Origin of the sequence: Methylobacterium sp. NEAU K, assembly GCF_030700285.1 — a bacterium.
Lineage (GTDB): Bacteria > Pseudomonadota > Alphaproteobacteria > Rhizobiales > Beijerinckiaceae > Methylobacterium.
This window is the reverse complement of record NZ_JAUYZJ010000004.1, coordinates 27909-50013: the sequence shown is the minus strand read 5'-3', so window position 1 is coordinate 50013 and position 22105 is coordinate 27909. Positions and strand designations below refer to the sequence as shown.

20 protein-coding genes and 1 pseudogene are annotated in these 22105 nt (G+C 68.3%); 13 read left to right on the top strand and 8 right to left on the bottom strand.

Annotated features, from left to right (window positions below):
• Position 1 precedes the first annotated feature (1 nt).
• The 3 genes and pseudogenes from Q8W67_RS04620 to bla all read right to left on the bottom strand — a co-directional run bounded on the left by Q8W67_RS04620 (position 2) and on the right by bla (position 2354).
• Positions 2-1015, bottom strand: a complete 1014-nt coding sequence (locus Q8W67_RS04620; protein ID WP_305541419.1) for a 2-keto-3-deoxygluconate permease — start codon at positions 1013-1015, stop codon at positions 2-4.
• A 239-nt stretch (positions 1016-1254) separates the two neighbouring features.
• Positions 1255-1423, bottom strand: a pseudogene (locus tag Q8W67_RS04615) (IS6 family transposase); the annotation flags it as partial.
• 40 nt (positions 1424-1463) lie between these two features.
• Entirely contained in the window at positions 1464-2354 is an 891-nt protein-coding gene (bla, locus tag Q8W67_RS04610; protein WP_305541415.1) for a class A beta-lactamase, read from the bottom strand.
• A gap of 103 nt (positions 2355-2457) precedes the next feature.
• On the opposite strand from bla, the gene Q8W67_RS04605 reads away from it, so the two are divergent.
• Positions 2458-3330 (top strand): LysR family transcriptional regulator, encoded by an 873-nt coding sequence (locus Q8W67_RS04605; RefSeq protein ID WP_305541842.1) that lies wholly within the window; start codon positions 2458-2460, stop codon positions 3328-3330.
• Between the two features lie 242 nt (positions 3331-3572).
• On the opposite strand, the gene Q8W67_RS04600 is transcribed toward Q8W67_RS04605, so the two are convergent.
• The 3 genes from Q8W67_RS04600 to Q8W67_RS04590 form a co-directional block, all read right to left on the bottom strand.
• Positions 3573-5738 carry a TonB-dependent siderophore receptor gene (locus Q8W67_RS04600; protein ID WP_305541413.1) on the bottom strand — a complete coding sequence of 722 codons (2166 nt, stop codon included), beginning with the start codon at positions 5736-5738 and terminating at the stop codon, positions 3573-3575.
• Positions 5739-6973: 1235 nt separating this feature from the next.
• Positions 6974-7369, bottom strand: a complete 396-nt coding sequence (locus tag Q8W67_RS04595; RefSeq protein ID WP_305541410.1) for a hypothetical protein — start codon at positions 7367-7369, stop codon at positions 6974-6976.
• 123 nt (positions 7370-7492) lie between these two features.
• The gene (locus Q8W67_RS04590; RefSeq protein ID WP_305541406.1) at positions 7493-8695 is read right to left on the bottom strand and encodes an AraC family transcriptional regulator; all 1203 of its coding nucleotides are present in this window, start codon (positions 8693-8695) and stop codon (positions 7493-7495) included.
• Positions 8696-9200: 505 nt separating this feature from the next.
• Between Q8W67_RS04590 and Q8W67_RS04585 the strand changes: the two genes are divergently transcribed.
• From Q8W67_RS04585 to argC, 12 genes are all read left to right on the top strand, one after another.
• Positions 9201-9704: a DUF892 family protein gene (locus tag Q8W67_RS04585; RefSeq protein WP_305541403.1), complete on the top strand. Its 504-nt coding sequence runs from the start codon at positions 9201-9203 to the stop codon at positions 9702-9704.
• A 202-nt stretch (positions 9705-9906) separates the two neighbouring features.
• Complete coding sequence (locus Q8W67_RS04580) at positions 9907-10641, top strand: hypothetical protein (protein ID WP_305541400.1); 735 nt, start codon at positions 9907-9909, stop codon at positions 10639-10641.
• 317 nt (positions 10642-10958) lie between these two features.
• The gene (locus Q8W67_RS04575; protein WP_305541387.1) at positions 10959-12245 is read left to right on the top strand and encodes a nucleotide sugar dehydrogenase; all 1287 of its coding nucleotides are present in this window, start codon (positions 10959-10961) and stop codon (positions 12243-12245) included.
• Positions 12246-12315: 70 nt separating this feature from the next.
• Positions 12316-12840 carry a cupin domain-containing protein gene (locus tag Q8W67_RS04570; RefSeq protein WP_305541384.1) on the top strand — a complete coding sequence of 175 codons (525 nt, stop codon included), beginning with the start codon at positions 12316-12318 and terminating at the stop codon, positions 12838-12840.
• 17 nt (positions 12841-12857) lie between these two features.
• Positions 12858-13418: a CoA-binding protein gene (locus Q8W67_RS04565; RefSeq protein ID WP_305541381.1), complete on the top strand. Its 561-nt coding sequence runs from the start codon at positions 12858-12860 to the stop codon at positions 13416-13418.
• A gap of 216 nt (positions 13419-13634) precedes the next feature.
• Complete coding sequence (rplM, locus tag Q8W67_RS04560; protein ID WP_305541378.1) at positions 13635-14096, top strand: 50S ribosomal protein L13; 462 nt, start codon at positions 13635-13637, stop codon at positions 14094-14096.
• 2 nt (positions 14097-14098) lie between these two features.
• Positions 14099-14584: a 30S ribosomal protein S9 gene (gene rpsI / locus Q8W67_RS04555; RefSeq protein ID WP_305541375.1), complete on the top strand. Its 486-nt coding sequence runs from the start codon at positions 14099-14101 to the stop codon at positions 14582-14584.
• A 510-nt stretch (positions 14585-15094) separates the two neighbouring features.
• Positions 15095-16555: a helix-turn-helix transcriptional regulator gene (locus tag Q8W67_RS04550; protein WP_305541373.1), complete on the top strand. Its 1461-nt coding sequence runs from the start codon at positions 15095-15097 to the stop codon at positions 16553-16555.
• A gap of 293 nt (positions 16556-16848) precedes the next feature.
• Positions 16849-17193, top strand: a complete 345-nt coding sequence (locus Q8W67_RS04545) for a CsbD family protein (RefSeq protein ID WP_305541370.1) — start codon at positions 16849-16851, stop codon at positions 17191-17193.
• Between the two features lie 41 nt (positions 17194-17234).
• Positions 17235-18149, top strand: a complete 915-nt coding sequence (locus tag Q8W67_RS04540) for a PhnA-like protein (RefSeq protein ID WP_305541367.1) — start codon at positions 17235-17237, stop codon at positions 18147-18149.
• 372 nt (positions 18150-18521) lie between these two features.
• Complete coding sequence (locus Q8W67_RS04535; RefSeq protein ID WP_305541364.1) at positions 18522-19016, top strand: YidB family protein; 495 nt, start codon at positions 18522-18524, stop codon at positions 19014-19016.
• Positions 19017-19103: 87 nt separating this feature from the next.
• Entirely contained in the window at positions 19104-20054 is a 951-nt protein-coding gene (argC, locus tag Q8W67_RS04530; protein WP_305541362.1) for an N-acetyl-gamma-glutamyl-phosphate reductase, read from the top strand.
• A gap of 7 nt (positions 20055-20061) precedes the next feature.
• Here argC and Q8W67_RS04525 read toward each other — a convergent pair whose 3' ends face one another.
• Positions 20062-20862 (bottom strand): pentapeptide repeat-containing protein, encoded by an 801-nt coding sequence (locus tag Q8W67_RS04525; RefSeq protein ID WP_305541360.1) that lies wholly within the window; start codon positions 20860-20862, stop codon positions 20062-20064.
• A gap of 112 nt (positions 20863-20974) precedes the next feature.
• Positions 20975-22093: a transposase gene (locus Q8W67_RS04520; protein WP_305541357.1), complete on the bottom strand. Its 1119-nt coding sequence runs from the start codon at positions 22091-22093 to the stop codon at positions 20975-20977.
• Positions 22094-22105 lie beyond the last annotated feature (12 nt).

The following is a 22105-nucleotide window of genomic DNA, read 5'->3' as shown; positions in this document are numbered from 1 at the left end:
CTCACGCGCGGCTGACAGGCGCGGGAACGATGGGCTCTTCCGCGGACCCGTCGGGAGCATCCTCACCGCGGCCGACGACTCGCGCGGTCCAAGCGGTGACGACCGGGACCAGGATCGCCGTGACGACGACGCAGGCGGCGACCAGGATCGTTGCGGGACCGGCCGCGTCGGCATAGGCCGGGTTCGCGGCGGCGACGATCGCCGGGACGGCCGCCGCGTTACCGGCGGTCGAGGCCGCGGCGACGCCCGCTACGCCGGTACCGCCGGTCAGGCGATCGGCGAGGAACAGCGGAATGCCGGTCGCGACCACCACCGCCACGCCCATCGCGAGACCGAGCAGGCCGGCCTGCCAGACCTTCGTCAGATCGAGGCCCGCCCCGAGGGCGAACGCGAAGAACGGGATCATCACCGGGATCGCGCGGCTCAGGAACGCGCGCATCTCGCGGTCGAGATTGCCGATAACCATGCCGACGAGGAGCGGCAGGACGGCGCCGACCAACGTCTGCCAGGGGAACGCCGAGAGGCCGGCGACGCCCAGCGTCACCATGGTGAGGAACGGGCCGCTCTCCAGCGACATGACCGTGTAGGCGCCGACGTCGCGCGGGCGTCCGTACTGGCCCATCAGCGCCATGTAGAGGCCGCCGTTGGTGTCGTTCATGCTGGCGACGACGGCCAGGGTGGACAGCCCGGCAAACATCCCGGCCGCGACCGGCGCCTCGCCGAGGACGCGGCCGAAAACCAGCCCGAGGATCAGCGCGATACCGATCTTCACGATCAGCAGCGTGCCGCCCTTCTTGACGATGTAGGGTGTGGCGCGGAAGTCGATGCTCGCGCCCATGCAGACGTAGAACACCGCGAGGATGGTCAGCGCGCCCGAGAAGAGGGCACCGGTGAACGATCCGAAGAACTTCGGCGTGCCGGGAAAGAAGGTCGCGATGAGCGCTCCGACCATCAGGGGCACGACCATCATGCCGCCTGGGACGCTTTCGACCGCGCGCTTTATCGGGATCTGCATGCCTGTTCCCTCCCTGCGCGATTCACGCAGATATCGCCCGAGCCTTGCCGAACTCCAACGGACAGCAAGCCGGACGGCCTCTTCGAGCCTGATCGGAAATGCGCGCGTCGCACATATTTCGTCAACTCTCTTGCGCGATCTGCGCAAACAAATCGCGTCCCGCACCCCTGCTCGCTCGAGCCGAGCGCGGGTCACCGACTTCGGTCCGAGGCCGGCTGCGCGTGTCGAGCGAGCGTAAGGCCGCCCACCCTCGGCATCAGGTGCTTCGCTCCGAGATGGCCGCTCTCGATCCCCCGCTGCAGATTCCGGGTGCCGGATTGGGCCGGCGTGCGGGGCAGCAGACCGCCTTTCCGGCTCTCAGCGATGGCCGGCGGGTAGGGACCAGCCCCCTCCCGTACCGATGCGGTCACGGGTCACGTGACCGGCAGCGGCATGAAACGATGGGTCTTCAGCCAGCCAGGGAGGCCGCAATGGCCCGCGCCGCACCGGCGATCGCGGCGTTGCAGCGCTCGGGAGGGCTCTGCGTCTCAGTGCTGTAGGCGCAGATCACGAGCGGAGCGCGCCCGGGCGGCCAGACCACCGCGACGTCGTTGTTCGTGCCTCCGGCGCCGGTTCCCGTCTTGTCGCCGACGCGCCAGTCCTTGGGCAGGCCTGCGCGCAACCGGGTCCCGCCGGTCGTATTGGCGACGAGCCATCCCGTGAGCTGCGCACGCGATCCGGCGGACAGCCGCGCGCCGAGGACGACGGCCTGAAGATTTGCTGCCATCGCGTCCGGCGTGGTGGTGTCGCGGGGGTCCCCGGGCTTCGCCTCGTTCAATGTCGGCTCGTTCCGGTCGAGGCGGCTCACCGCGTCGCCGATCGAACGGGCATAGGCAGTCAGACCGGCCGGGCCGCCGAGGCTCGCCAGGATCAGGTTGCCCGCGGTGTTGTCGCTCAGCGTGATCGCCGCCTCGCAGATCTCGGCCATCGTCATGCCTTGGTCGACCCGCTTCTCGGTCGCCGGCGAGTAGGTCACGAGATCGGACGCTGTGTAGTGCACCCGACGCTCCAGGCTCTCCCGGCCCGCATCGACACGTGTCAGCACCGCAGCCGAGGCAAGCCACTTGAAGGTGCTGCACATCGGGAACCGCTCGGTACCCCGGTGCGACGCATGTGCGCCGGTGCCGGTGTCGATCACCGTGACGCCCATGCGCGCCCCGATGCCTGCCTCGAGGGTCGCGAACTCCCGGGCAAGGTCCTCGCCCCAGGCCTCAGCTGCCGCTGCCCGGCCAGCGCGCCCCGACAGGCTCATCGCGAGGCCGGCGCCTGCTCCGATCATCCAGTGCCGTCTTGTCACCATCGAACCGAGATCCTCCGTTGGCGACCGCCGATGTCGCCCATGGACCGGCACGGCACAAACGTTCATTCCTCAGCGAAGACATGAGGAAACATTGGTCTTGGCCATCGAACCCTCCCAGATGCCCCTGAATGCGCTGAGGGCCTTCGAGGCCTCGGCCCGGCTCCTCAGCTTCACGCGCGCCGGTCTCGAACTGCGGGTGACGCAGACCGCGATCAGCCACCAGGTGAAGGGGCTTGAGGCGATGCTCGGTACGACGCTGTTCCGCAGGCTTCCCCGCGGCCTTGCGCTCACCGATGAGGGATTGGCGCTGGCGCCTGCGCTGACCGACGCCTTCACCCGCCTCGGCGCCGCCCTGAAGCGCTTCGAGCGCGGCGTGCAGGAAGTCGTGACCCTCGGCTGTGTCGGCACCTTCGCGACGGGCTGGTTGATCCCGCGCCTGCCCGCTTTCCAAGCCCTCCACCCGCAGGTGGACCTGAGGGTCATGACCAACAACAACCGCGTCGACCTCGCCGGTGACGGCCTCGACTTGGCGTTGCGCTTCGGCGACGGCTCCTGGCACGGCACCGAGGCCGTGCACCTCATGGCCGCTGCCCTGGCCCCGGTTTGCGTCCCGGCCCTGGCGGCGCGGTTGCGACACCCCTGCGACCTCGCCGGCGAGACGCTCCTGCGCTCCTACCGCGCCGAGGAATGGCCACTCTGGTTCGCCGTCGCGGGGACGGCTTGCCCGCCCATCCGAGGTCCGGTCTTCGATAGCTCGGTGATCATGGCCGAGGCCGCCCGCACCGGTGCGGGAGTCGCACTGGTGCCGGTGGCGATGTTCGCTCGGGAGATCGCGGAGGGGCGCCTCGCCCGACCCTTCACGGCCGAGATCGTGGCAGGATCCTACTGGTTGACCTGGCTCAAGTCGAAGCCCGCGAGCGCTGGAATGTCCCTTGTCCGTGACTGGCTGCTGCGGGAATTGGCGTCGGAGCGTTGACCCGGTGTCGGCCTCGTGACCGGGCGGCCGCCCATCGCCGCAGCCACGATGGGGGGGCCCATTGTGGCCGCCGACCGGCCCCGAAGGCGTCGAGGCCGGCGTGCAGCGCCGTGCCACGGCGGCTTCTTGCTCCGGCAGCGGGCGAGGCGTCCGAGCGGCGGTGTCTCGGCCGCGAGGTCCAAAAGCGGGCGGGTTCTGGACCGGGACTTTCAGCGCCGCGTTGCCATCCTGTCGCCTGAGAGTCAGAATCGAGCGATGATCTGCGCGCGGATCGTGCGTGGGGCGCCCGGCGTGATGTTGTTGTTGTTGTCGGCCGTCGCGATGTAACGCCGATCGAACAGGTTCTCAATGTTGACCTGCGCGCGAACGGAATCGTTGATCTGGTAGAACAGTCCGAGATCGAACCGTGTGTATCCGGGCAGGCGCACCGTGTTGTCCGAGGCTGCGAACGTATGCGAGTAGGTGAGTACCCCGACGCCCACCGAAAATTCGCGCGTCACATCGAATTTGTTCCAGAGCGTGAAGGCGTTGAACGGAACGAGTCCGACCTTATTGCCGGCCACGATGGTGGCCGACGTAGCGCTGGCGATCCGCGCGTCGGTGAAGGCATAGCCGCCCGCGATCTGCCACCAGTCGGTGACGTAACCGTTCGCGCCGATCTCGACTCCTTGCGTGTTGGTCTTGCCAGACAGGATGAAAAAGCCGGGATTGTTCGGGTCGGCCAGTCGCTGGTTGTACCGATCGAGGTTGTACGCGGCAGCCGTCAGCTGGAAGCGCGGGTTGACATCGTACTTGATGCCGACCTCGGTGTTCTCGAACTGCTCCGGTTTGGCGATGACTAAGCCCGGAGTGAAAGCACCGATCTGATCGCCGGAGGAAGGCAGATAGGAGACGCTGTAGCTCGTGTAGAGCGCGAGGTTGGGCAGCGGCTTCAGCACGAGGCCGGCGCGCGGGGAGATCGGGTCGTCGACGCGGCTGTTGGTCAGCAGCGTGCGCCGATCAGTGGACGAGAAATCGAAATGATCGTAGCGCAAACCACCCACGAGCTGCAGCCAGTCGGTGATGTCGATCTGGTCCTGTGCATAGATCGCCGCCACGCCGAGGTTGTAGCGTGAGTTGGCATCGGTCGTGCCGTTGTTCCGCAAGAACGTGGGCGCAAACGTCAGTGGGCGAAGTGGATTGACGACGACGTTACTCGCGAGACTGTCTCCGAAGAAGAGCGATTGCCGATAGGTCAGACCTTCCTGATAGCCAAGCTCGAACCCGCCGAGCAGCGTGTGCTTGATGTCGCCGGTGAGGAACTTGTACGTGAAGTCGTTTTGGCTGAAATAGTTCGTTCGCGGTGTATCGTTGCGGTAGCCGGTGATGGTTACGGCATTTCCTGCCAAATTGACGGCGCCCCCAGGCAAAGTATTGATATAATACCTGTTATAGTCGGCGAACCGCAGCTGGCTATGTAGTTCCACGCCCGAGTCAAACCGGTGATCGAGCTGCACCGTGGCGATGTTGGCGTCGACATTGGTGAAGTTTATGTTGGGATTGCCGAAAAAGGTCCGGATGTTGTCCCGGTAGCGATATGGCCGTCCGAACTGCGAGGGGATGCCCCGGTCCGGGAAGCGGTTATCGTGGAAGTACTCGTAGGAGAGCTTCAACGTCGTCTGCGGGTCGATGAGGAAAGTCGCGGTGGGATTGATACCGTACCGCGTCAGATCACCGAACTGCCGGTAGGTCCCCGAATCCTCGAACACACCGTTGAGGCGGAAGAACGCGCTGTCGCTGATCCGGTCTCCGACATCGACGGCCACCCGCTTGTCACCGAACTGGCCGCCCCCCGCCACGATCTCGCGCACGCGATAGCCATCCGCCTCCTTCAGCACGCGGTTGACAACGCCGCCGCCGCCGCCGCGGCCGAAGATCAGCGAGTCAGGCCCTTTCAACACCTCAATACGCTGGATGTTGTACAGATCGCGGAAGTACTGCACGTCGTCCCGGACGCCGTTGATATAAAAATCCGCGCTCGTGTTCTGGCCGCGGATGATCACCTGATCGCGGTTGCTTTCCCCTTGGGCGGGGACCAAGCCGGGTACGAAGCGCAGCTGATCGGTCAGGTTCTGAAAATTCTGGTCCAGAAATTGTTCCCGAGGAATCACCGTGATCGATTGCGGAATGTCGATGAGCGGGGTGGCGGTCTTGGTCGCGCTGCGGGTCTGCTTGGTCAGGTAGCCAATCGTAACGCCGCCTTGCGGCTCCGGACGCACGCCGCCTTCGCTCTCGACGCTCAGCTGATCGAGAGTCACTTCGCCCGCATCAATGGCAGGTGCTGCAGGTTGTTGTGCGTGCGCCGTCGACGTCAGGCATGTACCGGCCAAAAGGACGCCCACCCAGCGCCCCGCGAACGTTTTACGCATTGCCTTACTCCGCGTCCGTCGAACTGAAGCCGACCAGCGCCGGATTTCTTTCTGCGACCCGGACTTTGCGTACTCACGGAACATTGATCGAGGCAATATTTAATCATTAGTCCTCGACCTCTATGATGTAGAACCATTCTCGACTTCAACGAACCCGGAATTCCAACGGTTTGATATCCGACAGGTTTTTCGGAGGGCATTTTGATTAGAGTAATTACAAATCAGAGACAGATTGTGCGCATTGTTGCTGAAATGTAACACTGAGTCCGGCGTGAGGACATCGCCCTCCGAGCCGACTTGACAACTCTAAATTGACGATGGGGTCTGAGGCTCCCGATGCCCGCCCACCGGTCTCACCGGGCCTCGTCGTCGAATCCGGTTGGTGAATGCGTGCACGTCGCAGGGCTGGGCCGACATGCGGTCGACCTCCGACTTCGCCCGTGCACTGACTCGAACGTCTCGTTCAGGCACTCGGTTCGGCGCGTCGGAGATGGCAGCGCGGGTCTGGCTCCGAAGGATCCGGGGATTCGGTCGTGCTCGGCGATGTAGCGCTTGATGCGGCCTGCGGCTCGACGATGCCGGTGAGGGTCCCACGCTGCAGGCGGCGCGCGCCACGTTCGCCACTTTAGCGGGAAGGTGGTTCCGGCGGGCCCGCCCGCTCATCGTCGCACCTGATCCGCGGCCATCGTGGCCGCGGATCGGGCAAGACCTCGACGCCACCCCGCCGTGCAGATTCCCTGCGTCAACTCTCTTCCGCGGTGCCCAGCACGGTCAATAGCGGTACCCGCGCCGAACCGTGCGTCTGGTGGTTCGACGCGCGACCCCGGCGACGCTGGTCGCAGTCGCCGGGCGTCCGATCCGCGCCTCGGCTTGGGATACAGCCGGTGCGCCGGCGAGCCACGTGCTCGGCGTCAGATCGATCATGAAGCCGATCCCGAGCACGGCCATCGCGGCCAGAGCGTTCCGAGCGTGTCGCAAACGGAGTTCGGTCATCGCAATGCCCTTTCGCTGGTGTGAGGTACCCTTCGGCGCCTCGGGCACCATCGCGTATCGCGGAGGCCGTCGCTTGATCGGTCCGGGTAGGCGTTTGACAATTTAAGACAGTCTCGACCGGAGGTCGTCGAGGCCGGGTCGTTCGCCGTCAGTCGAAGGCTGTGGCCGGCCGAGCGGGGACCGAACCGGGTTGGAACTTGGCCGGCCACGGTCGACATGGGTTCTCCACGCCACAGCCGACGTCACGGCGACAGGACGCGCACGATCCTGTGCGAATCCAGGTCGATGATGACGGCCTTGTCGTCGGGCGAGATGAAGTACCCGTAGTAGCCAGCCGGATTCAGACCAGGGACCGAGACGTTCTGGAACGAGCCGAGTTCGATCCAGGCCGGCACGACGCTGCCCCTGCCGACGCGAGGACCGCGGCCGTTCTCATCGGTGTAGCGCGGCCCGGTGTCGAACAAGGTCTGGACCGATCCGGCCTCGTTGCCGAACATGAGCACGCCCTGGCCGGCAAGGCGTGGATTGACGCGGAGCACCAGTGGTTGCGCCAGCGCCAGGGAGCAGGCCAGCATGCCGGCCGCCGCGAGCCCCAGCGTCACGGATCCGGTCATCGGTCGTGAGAGGGTGGGTCGCATGATCGCCTCCAAGGATTGCGTTCGCGGGCCTGAACCGACCCGCGCCCTGTCTGGCGCAACCGCTCGGAGGCTGCTTGACCGGCTCGAACCCTTTTTGGACCTGGGACGACAGGGGCACGACCATCATGGGCAATCGCGCGGGAAAATCCGCTGCGCACACGCTGGCTGGCAGCGAAACATCCCGCCCCCGCAGAGTTGCGAGGCGCGGCCAAGTCCCGGCGCGCCCGGCGCTTCCTCGACAATCCGATGGTCGGCCACCGGGACGCCGACGGTACAGGCGCCCGACGGACCCGCACGGGCGGGCACTGGCCTCAGAACGAGGCGCGGGACGAGCGCCGGTTCCTGCCGCGCGTCTCGCTCGCGAGACAGAGCCGACGCCGTGCGAATCCGCCAGGCCTTGGGCGTCGTGCCCGACCAACGGCGGAAGGCACGCGTGAAGGCGCTGGCCTCGGAATAGCCGAGGGCGGCCGCGGCCCGCGCCAAGGGCATGCTGGCGTTCCTCAGGAGATGGCAGGCAAGCTCGTAGCGGACATCATCGACCAGGCGCTGGAAGCTGAAGCCCTCGGCCTTCAGCCGACGGCTCAAGGTCCGGCTGTGGAGGGCGAACAATCCCGCCGCGCGGGCCGCCGAACATCCCTCGCCCAGCAACAAGGGCCGCAAGGACCGGCGAATCTGGTCCACGAGGGGCTCGTCGCTCATGTCCTCGAGGTGCGCCACCTGGCGTTCCAGCAGCCGCTGGAAGCCCAGATCTGCGCCGGCGACCGGCTGATCGAGCCAGCGCGCCGGGAATACCAGGGTGCTCGCCTCTTCATTGGATCTGACGGGAACCCCGAAGACCTGCCGGAAGGCGGCCGCACGTCCGTCGATGCCGCGTGCGAGCAGGATCTCGCCGGGGAGCCATTCCGGGCCGCACAGGGCGCGCATGATCCGGAACCCCGCGGCCAGGGCGCATTCCGCAGATTCATCGGACCCCACCAGGTCGGCCGGGAGGATCCTGTAGCGAAGCACCGCCGTGCCGTCCGTGATCTCCAGCGTCGGGACGATCTCGGGATGGTAGAGGTGCCCGTGCCGGATCAGGCTCCCGAGGGCGTCGGCGACGGTCGGGGAGTTCTGCATCAGCAGGCCGACCATCCCCAACGAGGAGAGGCCCGCGCGCGCACCGACTCGCAACGCCAGACACGGGCAGCCGGTCGCCGACCCGCACGCGCTGAGCAGCCGTCCCAGCCACGAGGCCGGCAGAAGATTTTCGGCGTCCTCAAGCAAGGCCGGATCAAGCCCGGCCGCCGCGATGACCGGAGCCGGGTCGAGGCCCAATGCCAGCAGCACAGCCGGGATCTCCCGCGCCATACCGACCCGGCCAGCCTCAGGGGCGGGGAGCGTGCAACCCGCGCGGGGGCGGGGAGGAATGCTCTTGACGGAGGGCCGAACGGCGAAGGATGGCGGGTGCTTGGACACGTGGCGCAGCCTTTCCGCCTGCGGCCGTCGCATGGTCATCCGCGCCGACGGCCTGAGTCCCATGCGCTGGGCGCACCGTGCTCTCCCTGCCTTCTTCGCAAGGCAGGCCCAACGGATCGGCGAAGCGGCGGCCCTCGGTCACCGGCGCCTGGCTTCGAGTTCATCCGTGTCTGGCATGCGGGCCGCCGCCCAGCATTGATCTCGCTCAAGCGCCCGGCCCGGCGGCGCCTGCGTTCGATCCCGGGCGGACCGGGGCACCTGTGCGGGAGCGTGTCCGGATCCGTCGGAAGAAAGGCAATCGCGGTCAAGCGAGCGGTTTCTCGAGGGTCTAAGCCGGCATCGGAGCCTACGGGCTTTGACCGAGAAGGAGGCCGCGATGGCTGTGAAGACGCCGAAGGAACTCTTCATCCGGATGCTGAGCGATGCCCGACATCACGCCGAACGGGCTACCAAGGTCTATGATGAACTCGGGCAGGCCGCCCAGGACCCGGCGATCCAGGAGGCGCTTCAGTCGCGCGCCTTCCTGCAGAAGAAGACCATCCAGTCCCTCGACCGCTGCTTCGAGCTCATCGGTGAGAAGCCGATCACAGCCAACGGTCGCCTCCAGGAGGTGTTTCTCGAAGACTTCCGACGGGAATTGGCCGAGATCCAGGCGCCAGCCGCCAAGGCCTTGTTCGTCCTGATTAAGGCCAACCACATGATGCACCTGCGCGTCGCCGAGTACGTGGCGTTGGTCGCCATGGCCGACGTGAGCGGGCATTTCGGCGTGGGTGTCCTGCTGGAAAGCTGCCTGGCGGACAAGCTGGCCTTCATCGAGCGGACCCGCCGCCTGATCCGGCGCACCATCGAGAGCCGGCACGCCGTGAAGTTGGCCGCCTGATCCAATTCCGGGCTGCCCTGCAGCGATGAGCCGGTACGGGGCCTCGTAAACGTCTGCGAGGCCCCGATAACCAGCCTGGAACGGCCACCACATGCGGAAGGCAGGTCAGGTCGAGGCTCCGGAGGCCTGCCGGGAGGCCGTGGCGCATGCACGCCGGATCCCGCGCGGGTCGTGGTCGACTGGAAGCCGCGGAGAGTCAGCCATGCGCTCCTTCTCTCACCACGATGACGGGCCCGTCCTGCCTGTTCCTCGGGAGCCGGTCGCGGCGGGAGCGGGAGCCGCGCTCCCGTCGCTCGCGTCAAGGATCGCCAAAGAGGCGAAGCGCTACCTGGCGTTCGCCACTTACCTGCTGGTGGTTTTCGGAACCTTGATCCTCTTCAGCCTCAATATCTACGCCCGGCTCGATCAACAGGTTCAGCACTATCCGAGCTACCATTTCTACGCGCTCGGCCTGATCAACGCGCTCGTCATGGCCAAGCTCATGCTGATAGCCGAGGCGGCGAAGATCGGCTCCGGGTCCGTCGGCCGGCGCCTCCGGCAGGGGCCGCTGGCTTACGTGATTCTGTATCACGCGCTCCTGCTCACGGCCTTCCTGATCGCCGCCTATGGGGTGGAGGAGGTGCTGGTGGGGGCTTGGCACGGGAAAGCACCGCGCGACGTCCTGGCGGAGATGGGCGGCGGCCCGCGGAGCGTGGCCTCGTTGGCCTGGGTGATGTTCGTCGCGCTGATTCCCTATTTCGCCTACCAGGAGTTCGGTCGCGTCCTCGGCGAGGCGCACCTGAGCGCGCTCCCTTTTGGGAAAGCGAAGGGCGGCATGAACGCCCCTGCTTCAGGCGGGATCCGCGGTCGTGTTCCCTGGCGGGGTGTCGCTTCAGTGAGCCACCACGATCACCGGGAGGGCCGGTCCCTCATCAGGCTGCCAGGGCGGGCAGGCTGACGAGGGGGTCACGCCGCTCGGGGCGATGCGCTCCAGCGTCATGTCGCGTGAGCGCTGGACGGCTTCCTCGTCGTTCTGTTCGGGGGGCTCGCGCCGACGAGGCGGGTGATGGCAGCCTCGTCGAGGAAGACCTCCCGGCGGAGCCCCTCCGGCGCGACGCGCGCCCGGAGCCGGAGCCGGTGGAGAACGCATACCGGATCGCGATGAGAGCGGGTATGAGCGGGTCCTAGCGGCGGCGCGGCGTGGGCGTCCTTCGCCGGCCGGCCCGCGCACCATGCCGCCACTGATGCAAGTCCAAGTCCGTGGAGGGATCCGGCGTGGCGGAGTGCGTGGCGATCGTCGGCCTGGGCTATGTCGGACTCCCGCTCGCCCTGGCGTTCGGCCGGACGCGGCGGACGATCGGCTACGAGCACTCGGCCGCCAAGGTGGCGGCCTACCGGGGCGGGATCGACCCGGCGGGCGAGATCGACGCGGCGGCGTTCCGGGCCGCCGGGCAGCTGTCGATCACCGACGACCCGACCCGGCTGTCGGAGGCCGACATCGTCATCGTCACGGTCCCGACCCCGGTCGATGCGGCCCAGAGCCCGGATTTCGACCTGCTCGTCAGGGCCTCCGCCCTGGTCGGCCAGCACATGACGCGCGGGGCGATCGTGGTGTTCGAATCCACGGTCTATCCCGGGGCCACGGAGGAGATCTGCGTCCCCGTTCTGGAGCAGCAGTCCGGCCTGCGTTGGAAGACGGATTTTTTCGTCGGCTATTCGCCGGAGCGGATCAATCCCGGCGACAAGGAGCACAGCCTCGCCAAGGTCGTGAAGATCGTCGCGGGCGATACCCCGGAGACCCTGGCGCGCGTCAGCGCCCTCTACGGGACGATCATCGAGGCCGGCATCCACGCCACCTCGTCGATCCGGGTCGCGGAGGCCGCCAAGGTCATCGAGAACACCCAGCGCGACCTGAACATCGCGCTCATGAACGAGCTGTCGCTGATCTTCGACAAGCTCGACCTCGACACGCTCGAGGTCCTGCAGGCGGCCGGGACCAAGTGGAACTTCCTGCCGTTCCGACCGGGACTGGTCGGCGGCCACTGCATCGGGGTCGATCCCTACTATCTGACCCACAAGGCCGCGATGATCGGCCACCACCCGCAGGTCATCCTGGCGGGTCGGCGCATCAACGACAGCATGGCCGCCCATGTCGCCCGGAAGACCGTCAAGTTGATCGTCCGGCAGGGCGGCCGCGCAAGCGGCGCCCGGGTCATCGTGCTGGGCCTGACCTTCAAGGAGAACTGCTCGGACCTGCGCAATTCCAAGGTGGCCGACCTCGTCCGGGAGCTGGCCGAGTTCGGCTGCGCCGTGTCGGTGCACGATCCCCGGGCCAGCAAGGCCGAGGCCCGGTCCGAATACGGCATCGAGCTCGTCGACTGGGCCGATCTGCCCGGCGACGTCGACGCGGTGGTGGTGGCGGTCCCGCATCGGGACTATGCCGAGCGCGGCCCGGAGGAGATCGCCGGGAGGCTCAAGCCCGGGGGGCTGATCGTGGACGTCAAATCGCTCTACGACACCGCCGCGTTCCGGCGGCTGGGCCACGCGGTCTGGCGCCTGTGACGGCGGCGCCGGCGACCACTTCCGAAAGGCCGGCGGCCCTGCGATGATGGGACGGGAGCGGATCCGCGACATGCACGACACCGGCGACGACCACACGCACCATCACGAGTCCGAGCCGGGGGATGGCGCCCCCGCGGCGGAGCGCTGGAAGCACGACGGCGTGCGGGTGATCCCGGGCGACCGGCTCGACCCCAACACCGCGCAGACGCCCGGCATGTTCCGGCAGGCGGCGATCAATGCGGCCCGGGTCGGCGCGCAGAAGATCTGGGCCGGCACGGTGGCGATCCAGCCCGATGCCAAGACCGGCGTGCACCACCACGGCGCCCTGGAGAGCGTGATCTACGTCGTCTCCGGCCGCGCCCGGATGCGCTGGGGCGAACGGCTCGAATACGTGGCCGAGGCGGGGCCGGGGGACTTCATCTTCGTGCCTCCGTTCGTGCCGCACCAGGAGATCAACGCCTCCACGCAGGAGCCCCTGCACTGCGTGCTGGTCCGCTCGGACAACGAGGCGGTGGTGGTCAACATCCCCGATGTCGAGCCGGTCGAGCGCCCCGAGACCGTCCATTGGGTCGACCCCATCCACAAGCACCCCTGATCCAAGCACCCCGATCGATGATCCCGACCGAGCCGAGCGACCGACACGCGCGCTATCCTGACGCGCGGATCCGCACGATCCTGAACGAGACCCGCACGATTGCGCTGGTCGGCGCCTCCGCGAACCCGGCGCGCCCGAGCTGGATCGTGTTGAAATACCTGCTCGACCGGGGCTACGCGGTGATGCCGGTCAATCCCGGCCTCGCCGGGCAGGAGCTGCTCGGGCGCCGGGTGGTGGGGTCCCTCGCCGAAATCCCAGAATCGATCGACATGGTCGAGATCTTCCGCAACGCCGCGGCCGCCGGCCCCCTGGTGGACGAGGCGCTCGCCCTCGACCCGCTGCCGAAGGTGATCTGGATGCAGCTCGGCGTGCGCGACGACGCGGCCGCCACCCGAGCCGAGGCGCGCGGGCTCACGGTGATCATGAACCGCTGCCCGAAGATCGAGTACGGCCGGCTCTCTGGCGAGATCGGCTGGACCGGGGTGAACTCGCGCATCCTCACCGCGAAGAAGCCGGTGCTCGCCGCCCGGGGCGTCCAGAGGCTCACCATCGCGGAGCGGGGCAAGCGGTCCGAGTGAGGAGCGCGGTATCATGATACCGCATTGGCCAACCCATTCACTGCAAACGATTTTTCCGGATTCAGATTTTCCCGGTTGACCCGGCAGCCGGGGCCGGCTATGCACCCGGCGTCGCCGCCGCGTGCCCCCACGCGGCGGCTCGTTTTTCGGCACCCCGATGCCTTCGGCGCCCCGATCCGTCGGTGCCCCGGCTCGTCGGAACCCTGGGATTTCGCCATGAAGACCACCTCGCTGAAGCCTGCCGAGGTCGACAAGAAGTGGATCGTGATCGACGCGGAGGGCCTCGTCGTCGGCCGCCTCGCATCGATCGTCGCCCTGCGCCTGCGCGGCAAGCACAAGGCCGCCTACACGCCCCACGTCGACTGCGGCGACAACGTGATCGTCATCAATGCGGACAAGGTGAAGTTCACCGGCCGCAAGTACGTACAGAAGCGCTACTATTACCACACCGGCTATCCGGGCGGTATCAAGGAGCGCACGGCCAAGTTCATCCTCGAGGGGCGCTTCCCCGAGCGCGTGGTCGAGAAGGCCGTCGAGCGCATGCTGCCCCGCGGCCCGCTCTTCCGTCAGATCCTCGGCAACCTCCGCGTCTACAAGGGCACCGAGCACCCGCACGTCGCCCAGCAGCCGCAGGCGCTCGACGTCGGCGCCCTCAACCGCAAGAACGTGAGCGCTTGATCATGGCGACCCTGCAGTCTCTCGCCGACCTCAACCGGGCGAACACCGGCGCGGTCGACCCCGCCAACGAGGCCCCGATCCACGTCCAGAAGCTGGACGCGCAAGGGCGCGCCTACGCCACCGGCAAGCGCAAGGACGCAGTCGCCCGCGTCTGGATCAAGCCGGGCAACGGCACGGTCACGATCAACAAGCGTCCGGTGGAGGTCTACTTCGCCCGCCCGGTGCTGCGCATGATCCTGCGCCAGCCGCTGGAGATCGCCAACCGCGTCGACCAGTACGACATCACCGTCACGGTCGCCGGCGGCGGCCTCTCGGGTCAGGCCGGCGCCGTGCGCCACGGCCTCTCGAAGGCGCTGACCTACTACGAGCCGGAGCTGCGCGCCCCGCTCAAGCGTGAGGGCTTCCTCACCCGCGACGCCCGCGTGGTCGAGCGCAAGAAGTACGGCCGCAAGAAGGCCCGCCGCAGCTTCCAGTTCTCGAAGCGCTGAGCCGCGGTTTCATCATCGGTATCATGGGGGAGGGCGGTTCCTGCGGGGGCCGCCCTTTCTCGTTGTGGATCAGCCGAATCGTCGTCGGAACTCAGGGCCCGCGATGGGCCGCGGTCCCGATGCGAGCGATCCGGATCGCGGCCGCACCGTCGGAGCAGACCCTTCGTCCTCTGGCGGGCCGCCCCCATGGCCGGCATATCGTCGGACTGCGCGCGCATCCCCTGCGTCGACGTTCGGGAGCGCGCCGCGGGCCGCGGCCCGAGGGCGGCGCGGGGCCGCTCCATGGCGGCAGGGCCCGTGCCGACCCGCTTCGCCGAGCGACGCGTCCCTCTCCAACCTGCACGGACCAAGACGATCGGCTGGGAACGCCAGCACTACGGCGCTCGATCACGGCGCTGAGCCAAATAGACCAGCAGACCGATTGCGCACAAGGGAACCTCCGGTCCCGCCGCCTGTTACCGCCCGCGCCGATCCATTCGGGATCGCTGAAGGCGAGGCATCTGAGATACCGTGACGGCGGGCGTCGACAGACACGAGCTGAGGCAGATCATCGCCGGCCTGACCGAGGGCGTGATCCTCGTCGAGCCGGACCAGACGATCACCTGGGCGAACGACGCGGCGCTGGCCATGCACGGCGTCGAGGATCTGGAGGAACTCGGCGGGACCGTCGATGCCTACCGGGAGCGCTTCTCCCTCCGCTACCGCAACAACCGCCCGCCGGAGCACTATCCGATCGAGCGCGTGGTCAAGGGCGAAACGTTCCACGACGTCATCGTCGAAGTGGCGCGCACCGATTGCCCGGACCTCGCCTTCGTCCACTCCCTGCGCAGCCTGGTCGCCACCGACCGGGACGGGCAGCCGAGCTGCCTCGCGCTGATCCTCAAGGACGTCTCCGACCAGTTCGAGGCCGAGGAGCGGTTCGAGAAGACCTTCAACGCCAACCCGGCGCCGGCGGTCATCACCCGGCTGTCCGACCTGCGCCACGTCAAGGTCAATGCCGGCTTCCTGGAGATGACCGGCCACACCCGCGACGGCGTGATCGGCCGCAGCGTCTACGAGGTCGACGTGCTGGCCGACGCCAAGCAGCGCGATCTGGCGGTCTCCCGCCTGAACGAGGGCGGCACGATCCCCCAGATGGAGGCCTGCCTGCAGCTTCCCGACGGCGGCACCCGCTTCGTCATCGTGGCCGGCCAGCCGATCGAGATGGGCGAGGAGCCGTGCATGCTCTTCACCTTCGCCGACCTGGAGTTGCGCAAGAAAGCCGAGACGTCGCTGCGCCAGAGCGAGGCCCGCTTCGCCACGGCCTTCCGGATGACGCCGGTGCCGACCCTCCTCGCCCGCGCCGACGGCTTCACCATCACGGCCGTCAACGAGGCCTTCCCGCGGACCTTCGGCTACAGCCAGGACAGGACCGTCGGCCGCTCGGCGGAGGAGCTGGGCCTCTGGGTCTCCGACGCCGCCCGGATGAAGTTCGAGGCCACGGTCCGACGCAACGGCTATGTGCTCGGCCTGGAGACGTGCCTGCGGCACGAGGACGGATCCGAGATCGACTGCCTCGTCTCGGCCGAGCGCGTGGTCATCGGCGACGCCGATTACGTGCTGGCGGTTCTCCAGGACATCACCGAGCGCAAGCGCTCCGAGCGCGAATTGTTCACCGCGATCGAGACCGTGATGGCCGACACGTCCTGGTTCAGCCGCGGCCTGATCGAGAAGCTCGCCGGCCTCCGGCATCCGGGCCGCGACAGTTCCGAAGCGGGTGCCCAGAGCCTCACGGTCCGGGAGCGCCAGATCCTCGGGCTGATCTGTGCCGGCCTCTCGGACGAGGCCATCGCCAAGCGGCTGAACCTGTCGCGCAACACGGTGCGCAACCACGCCGCCGCCCTCTACCGCAAGCTCGGCGTTCACAAGCGCACCGAGGTGATCGTCTGGGGCCGGGACAACGGTTTCTCGACCCGGGAGGCGAGTACATAAGTACAGTCTAACCGGTAAATCTATACTATTGAACCGGCGAATTTCGGTCCCAAATTCCGGATCACCGAGTTCGACCTCGGAGGCGCGCTCATGAACAGGATCGACGGGCCGCTTTCGGGTGGGGTCTACAGTTGGACCGGAGAAGCCGTCGCCATGCCGACCTGAAACGCGAAGGGCCGGACTCCACCTTCGTCTTCGAAATCCGACGCGAAATCCGGGACCGCGCGCGGCGTAGCCCGGATCGAGCGGCGCACATCCATCAAACCCACCAGCCATCAAGCAGGAGAGACATCATGGTCGATACCGATCGCGTGACGGGCGCCGCGAAGGAGTTCATCGGCAAGGCGCAGGGCGCCGTCGGCGACCTCGTCGGCTCGAAGAGCGACTCCGTCGAGGGCCGCTTCCGCGAGGCGCAGGGCTCGGCGGAGAACCTCTACGGGCAGGCCAAGGACACCGCCCGCCACGCCGCCAGCGAAGCCTCCGACTACGCCGAGGACGCTTACGCGCAGGCCGGCCACTACGCCCGCCGGGGCACCCGCGCGGTGGCGCATCAGGTCGAGGAGAGCCCCTTCGTCGCGCTGCTGATCGCCGGCGCCGTCGGCTACGGCCTCGCTCTCCTGATGCATTCCCGCCGCTGAGCGCGGGCCACCGCCCCGACGAGACGACCAGGAGCCACACCGTGTCCGTATCCCCCAGCCTCTCGACCGCGCCGCTCGCCCATGCGGGCGACACGCGAACCGTCCTCCTCCATCAGGTGTCGTGGGGCGCGATCTTCGCCGGTGCCGCCACGGCACTGGTGGCCCAGGTCATCCTCAACATGCTCGGCGTCGGCGTCGGCCTGTCCAGCGTCGGCATGAACGCGTCCGACAATCCCGCTGCCTCGACGCTGTCGATGGGCGCCGGAATCTGGTTCGTGGTCTCCGGCATCGTCGCCTCTCTGATCGGCGGCTTCCTGGCCGGACGCCTCTCGGGCAAGCCGGTGGGCGGCGCCGCGGGCCTGCACGGGCTGGTGTCCTGGTCGGTGACCACGCTGGTCGTCCTCTACCTCCTGACCTCGGCGGTGGGCGGGATCGTCGGCGGCGCCTTCAACGGCGTGACGGCCACTCTGGGCGGGGCCGGCAATCTGGTCGGCGACACCGTGCAGACGGCGGCCCAGGCGGCGGCGCCGTCGCTGTCGAAGATTTCGAACCCCCTGGACGGGATTGAGAACACCGTGCGCCAGCAGGCTCAGGGACAGGATCCGCAGGCGGCACGCGACGCGGCCGTGGCGGCGGTGCGGGCCGTCCTGACGGGCGACGCGGCGCAGAAGCAGCAGGCGGAGAACCGGGCGGCGGACGCACTCGCCAAGGCGCAGGGCATCCCGGCCGATCAGGCCAAGACGCAGATCCAGGACTACGAGAAGCAGTACGACCAGGCGGTCGCCACCGCCAAGCAGAAGGCCGAGGCCGCGGCCGTGGCGACCAAGTCGGCGGCCACGCAGGGCGCCTTCTATGCCGCCATCGCGCTGATCCTCGGCGCGCTCGCCGCCTTCTTCGGTGGTCGCCTCGGCGCCCCGAAGCTCGGGACGCACGCCGACCTCTACGGCGCCCGGTAGCCCTGATCCCGGTGGCCCCACGCCTGTCGCGGGGGTGCACCGGATCGGCAACAGGACCGGCCCGCCCCCAACGGGCGGAAGCCATGATGCGCAGCACCACGGACCTGAAAGTCCGTCATCGACACGATGACCGGCAGGACCTGATCCGCCGGCTGGGGCATCCAGCCCCGCATTGAAAACCCCTCAAGGAGATCCAAGATGATCCGCAAGATCCTGACCGCGTTCGTGCTGCCGAAGATCATCGCCTATGTCAGCCGCCGCTTCGCCGGCCGCGCCGCGACCCCGTCGCGCCGCACCCGCTGAACCCACGCCGCGGAGGGCCGAGAGCGCCCTCTACCGCCTGCCCGATCCAGAGACTGGGACGAAAACGCCATGAGCAAGGGTTACCCCTCGATGACCGCGCTGCTGGGATTGCTGGCGGTGGCCGGCTACCAGAACCGGGACAAGCTCGCCGAGCTGCTGAAGGGCCACGGGCACGGGACCAGCCCGTCGCCCGTCCCGTCGGTGCCGAACCCCTCGGCCTCGACCCCGAGCGCCACCGGCGGACTCGACAAGTCCGGCGGACTCTCCGGCATCCTGGGCGGCGTCGGCTCGGCCGGCGTCGGTGGCCTGCTCGCCAACGGCCTCAGCGAACTCGTCGACCACTTCACCAAGGGCGGCCACGGCGAGACCGCGAATTCGTGGATCAACCACGGCACCAACCGCGACATCCCCGAGACCGAGCTCGAGCGCGCCATCGGACCCGAGACCCTCGAACACCTGACGCGGCAGACCGGGCTGAGCCGGGCGGCGCTGCTCGCGCGCCTGTCCCGCGAGCTGCCCTCGGCGATCGACCGCTACTCGCCCGACGGCCGCCTGCCCGTCTGAGGCTCACGGCGCCGTTGACAGTCGCGCCCGCAGCCTTCACCTGCGGGACGTGACGGCCGGGCACGATTCCGGCATGCGAGACGGACGATGGCGAGCGAAGCAGCGGCGCGGCCCACCGTGTTCATCGATGGCGAGGCCGGCACAACCGGCCTCGGCATCCGTGAGCGCCTGGAGCGTGACGGGCGCGTCATCCTGCGCAGCATCGCCCCCGAGCACCGGAAGGATCCGGAGGCCAAGCGCGCCCTGCTCGCCGAGGTCGACCTCGCGGTGCTCTGCCTGCCCGACGATGCCGCCAAGGAGACGGTGGCGCTCGCCGACAGCCTGCCCGGCGGAGGCCCGCGCATCCTCGACGCCAGCACCGCCCACAGGGTCGCCGCCGGCTGGACCTACGGCTTCCCGGAGATGACCCGGGAGCAGGGCGCCGCCGTCGCCCGCGCGCGGCGCGTGGCCAATCCCGGCTGCTACCCGACCGGCGGCATCGCGCTCCTGCGGCCGCTGGTCGAGGCGGGGCTGATCCCGGCCGATCATCCGGTCAGCGTCAACGCGGTCAGCGGCTACAGCGGCGGCGGCAAGAGCATGATCGAGGATTACGAGCGCGGCACGGCACCGCCGTTCCAGCTCTACGGCCTCGGTTTCGCGCACAAGCACGTCCCGGAGCTGCAGCGCTACAGCGGGCTGACCCGGCGGCCGATCTTCGTGCCGTCGGTGGGCAACTTCCGGCAGGGCATGCTGGTGAGCGTACCGCTCCACCTCGACATGCTGCCGGGCAAGCCCAAGGCCGCCGATCTGGAGGCGGCCCTGCGCGACTGGTATGCCGGCCAGCCCCTGGTTCAGGTTGTGCCGGGTGCCGCCACAGGGGCGCATCGCGAGAAGCTCGAGCCCGAGGATCTCAACGACACCGACCGGCTGGAACTGCGGGTGTTCGGCTCGTCCGAACACGGGCAGGCGGTGCTGGTGGCGCGCCTCGACAACCTCGGCAAGGGCGCATCCGGGGCGGCCGTGCAGAATCTCGGGCTGATGCTCGGGCTCGACGCCTGAGACCGGGTCAGTCGGCGGTCCGGGTGATGGCGCGATCGGCGTTCACCCGGGCCGACCAACCCTTGGCGCTGTCCTGACCCTTGAGGGAGACGAGACGCGCGCCGCTGACATCGACGTTCTTGAAGTCGGCGCCCGCGACCGTGGCACCGGTCAGGTTCGCGCCGGACAGGTCCGAGCCCATCAGCACGACATCGGTGAGGTCGGCGTCCCGGAGGTCGGCATATTCCAGCCGGGACCGACCGAGGTCGGCGCCTTTGAGGTCGGCGCCCGAGAGGTTCACCGAGGTGAACACGGCGCGCATCAGGCCCATGGACTGATTCCTGATGTCGGCCCCGCCCTTGAGGCCGACGAGCCGCGCCCCGCTCATGTTGGCGCCCTTGAAGTCGCCGATGGGCATGGAGCCGCTGAGATCGGCGCCGCTGAGGTTGGCCTCGCGCGCGGTGATGCCGAACATCCGGGCGCCGACGAGCTTGGCGCCGGTGAGGTCGGCCTTCAGCAACCATGCCTGCTCGAGGTTCGCCCCGCTGAGGTCGGCACCGCGCAGGTTGGCCTTGTTGAGGCGCGCCGTGCGCAGGTTCGCGCCCTTCAGATCGAGACCCGACAGGTCGAGCCCGGACAACGCTCGGTCATGCAGATCGAGGGGCTTGCCGTCGGCGGCCTTGATCATCGCCGCGATGTCGGCGCGGCTCATCTCGGCCGTCGTCATCGCGGGTGATGTCATGTCGGCGCCGAGCAACAGGTCCTGCTCGGCGCGCGCCGGGGCCGCCCCCAGGGCGGCGAGCATCAGGCTGAGGGCGAGGGTGCGCATCCGATCACTCCCATCGGGGTGGCGTGCCGGTCCGGCCGCACCCGCATCGTGTTCGTTGTAGACGGATGCTGTGACAACTCCCCGCCCTGAAGGATGGGGCTTCTCGGTCGAGCTACGCGGCAACCCGCACGCTTAAAGACCAAAGGCCGTATCCCGGCCCGAATGCGCGATCCCGGACGACCTGCGCTGCGGCGACATCGCGGTCGAGGTCGCTGCCGCAGGCGCAGGTGTGCCTGCGCAACGCAAGCGGCTTTGCCGCGACCGCGCCGCAGGAGGGGCACGTCTGCGACGTGCCCCTAGGATCGACGAGTTGCACCACCGCACCGGCGCTTTCAGCCTTGTACGTGGTCATATTCACGAGCGTACGCCACGCGGCGTCATGGATCGACCGGGCGAGGCGCGACCGCGCCAGCGCCGCTGCGCTGAGGTCCTCGAAGGCGAGGCGAGCGTAGCGTGACACGAGCTCGCGCGAGAGCTTGTGGGCGTGATTGCGGCGCTGGCGCGAGATGCGGGCGGCGCCCGCCGCGAGCCGGGCGCGGGCCTCGTCACGCCGGCGCGATCCGCGTTTGCAACGCGAGAGCGCCCGCTGGCGACGACGTTGTGCTTTGTGCGCGCGCCGCTCGAATTGCGGAGCGGGCTCACTATGGCCATCGCTGGTCGCGAACAAGGCATTCAGGCCGAGATCGAGGCCGACATCACCGACGCCGTGCGCGCCGCCGAACTCGGCCTCAACCGAGAAGACTGCGTACCACTTGCCGAGTTGTCGGGTGAGCACGGCGGTGCCGAGCTTGGCACCCGGCGGGAATGTCCGGTGCCATACCACCTTGATCCCGCCCGTTACACCGACGACGGCGAGGCGGCCAGTCTTGAGAAGGCGCAGGCCGTCGCCGATGCGGAATGCGGCGGCATGATAGCGGCTCGCCGCGCGGAAGCGCGGGAAGCCGCGCTTCCGCCGGAAGAATGCCGTGTAAGTGGTCTCGACGCGCCGCAAGACTTGTTGGAGGGCGGTGAACGACCAGCGCGCCAGGGCGGGCTCTTCGGCCCGCACGGCGCACAGTTCGGCGGCCTGCTGCGCGTAGCGCAGCGCCACGCCGCGACGGCGGTATGCCTCAATACGCTGCTGAAGGCACGCGTTGTACAGGCCGCAGAAATCGGCCAGCATTGCGTCGAGCGCTGCACCTTGCGTGGCGCTCGGTCGAAGCCGAAACTTGTAGCTACGGGCCTGACGCATGTGACTATTCGT

Excerpts from the sequence above, each read along its gene's own strand:
- Q8W67_RS04620 (WP_305541419.1), bottom strand. The coding sequence starts at position 1,015 with ATGCAGATCCCGATAAAGCGCGCGGTCGAAAGCGTCCCAGGCGGCATG.
- bla (WP_305541415.1), bottom strand. The coding sequence starts at position 2,354 with ATGGTGACAAGACGGCACTGGATGATCGGAGCAGGCGCCGGCCTCGCG.
- Q8W67_RS04600 (WP_305541413.1), bottom strand. The coding sequence starts at position 5,738 with ATGCGTAAAACGTTCGCGGGGCGCTGGGTGGGCGTCCTTTTGGCCGGT.
- Q8W67_RS04595 (WP_305541410.1), bottom strand. The coding sequence starts at position 7,369 with ATGCGACCCACCCTCTCACGACCGATGACCGGATCCGTGACGCTGGGG.
- Q8W67_RS04585 (WP_305541403.1), top strand. The coding sequence starts at position 9,201 with ATGGCTGTGAAGACGCCGAAGGAACTCTTCATCCGGATGCTGAGCGAT.
- Q8W67_RS04580 (WP_305541400.1), top strand. The coding sequence starts at position 9,907 with ATGCGCTCCTTCTCTCACCACGATGACGGGCCCGTCCTGCCTGTTCCT.
- Q8W67_RS04570 (WP_305541384.1), top strand. The coding sequence starts at position 12,316 with ATGCACGACACCGGCGACGACCACACGCACCATCACGAGTCCGAGCCG.
- Q8W67_RS04565 (WP_305541381.1), top strand. The coding sequence starts at position 12,858 with ATGATCCCGACCGAGCCGAGCGACCGACACGCGCGCTATCCTGACGCG.
- rplM (WP_305541378.1), top strand. The coding sequence starts at position 13,635 with ATGAAGACCACCTCGCTGAAGCCTGCCGAGGTCGACAAGAAGTGGATC.
- rpsI (WP_305541375.1), top strand. The coding sequence starts at position 14,099 with ATGGCGACCCTGCAGTCTCTCGCCGACCTCAACCGGGCGAACACCGGC.
- Q8W67_RS04545 (WP_305541370.1), top strand. The coding sequence starts at position 16,849 with ATGGTCGATACCGATCGCGTGACGGGCGCCGCGAAGGAGTTCATCGGC.
- Q8W67_RS04535 (WP_305541364.1), top strand. The coding sequence starts at position 18,522 with ATGAGCAAGGGTTACCCCTCGATGACCGCGCTGCTGGGATTGCTGGCG.
- argC (WP_305541362.1), top strand. The coding sequence starts at position 19,104 with ATGGCGAGCGAAGCAGCGGCGCGGCCCACCGTGTTCATCGATGGCGAG.
- Q8W67_RS04525 (WP_305541360.1), bottom strand. The coding sequence starts at position 20,862 with ATGCGCACCCTCGCCCTCAGCCTGATGCTCGCCGCCCTGGGGGCGGCC.
- Q8W67_RS04520 (WP_305541357.1), bottom strand. The coding sequence starts at position 22,093 with ATGCGTCAGGCCCGTAGCTACAAGTTTCGGCTTCGACCGAGCGCCACG.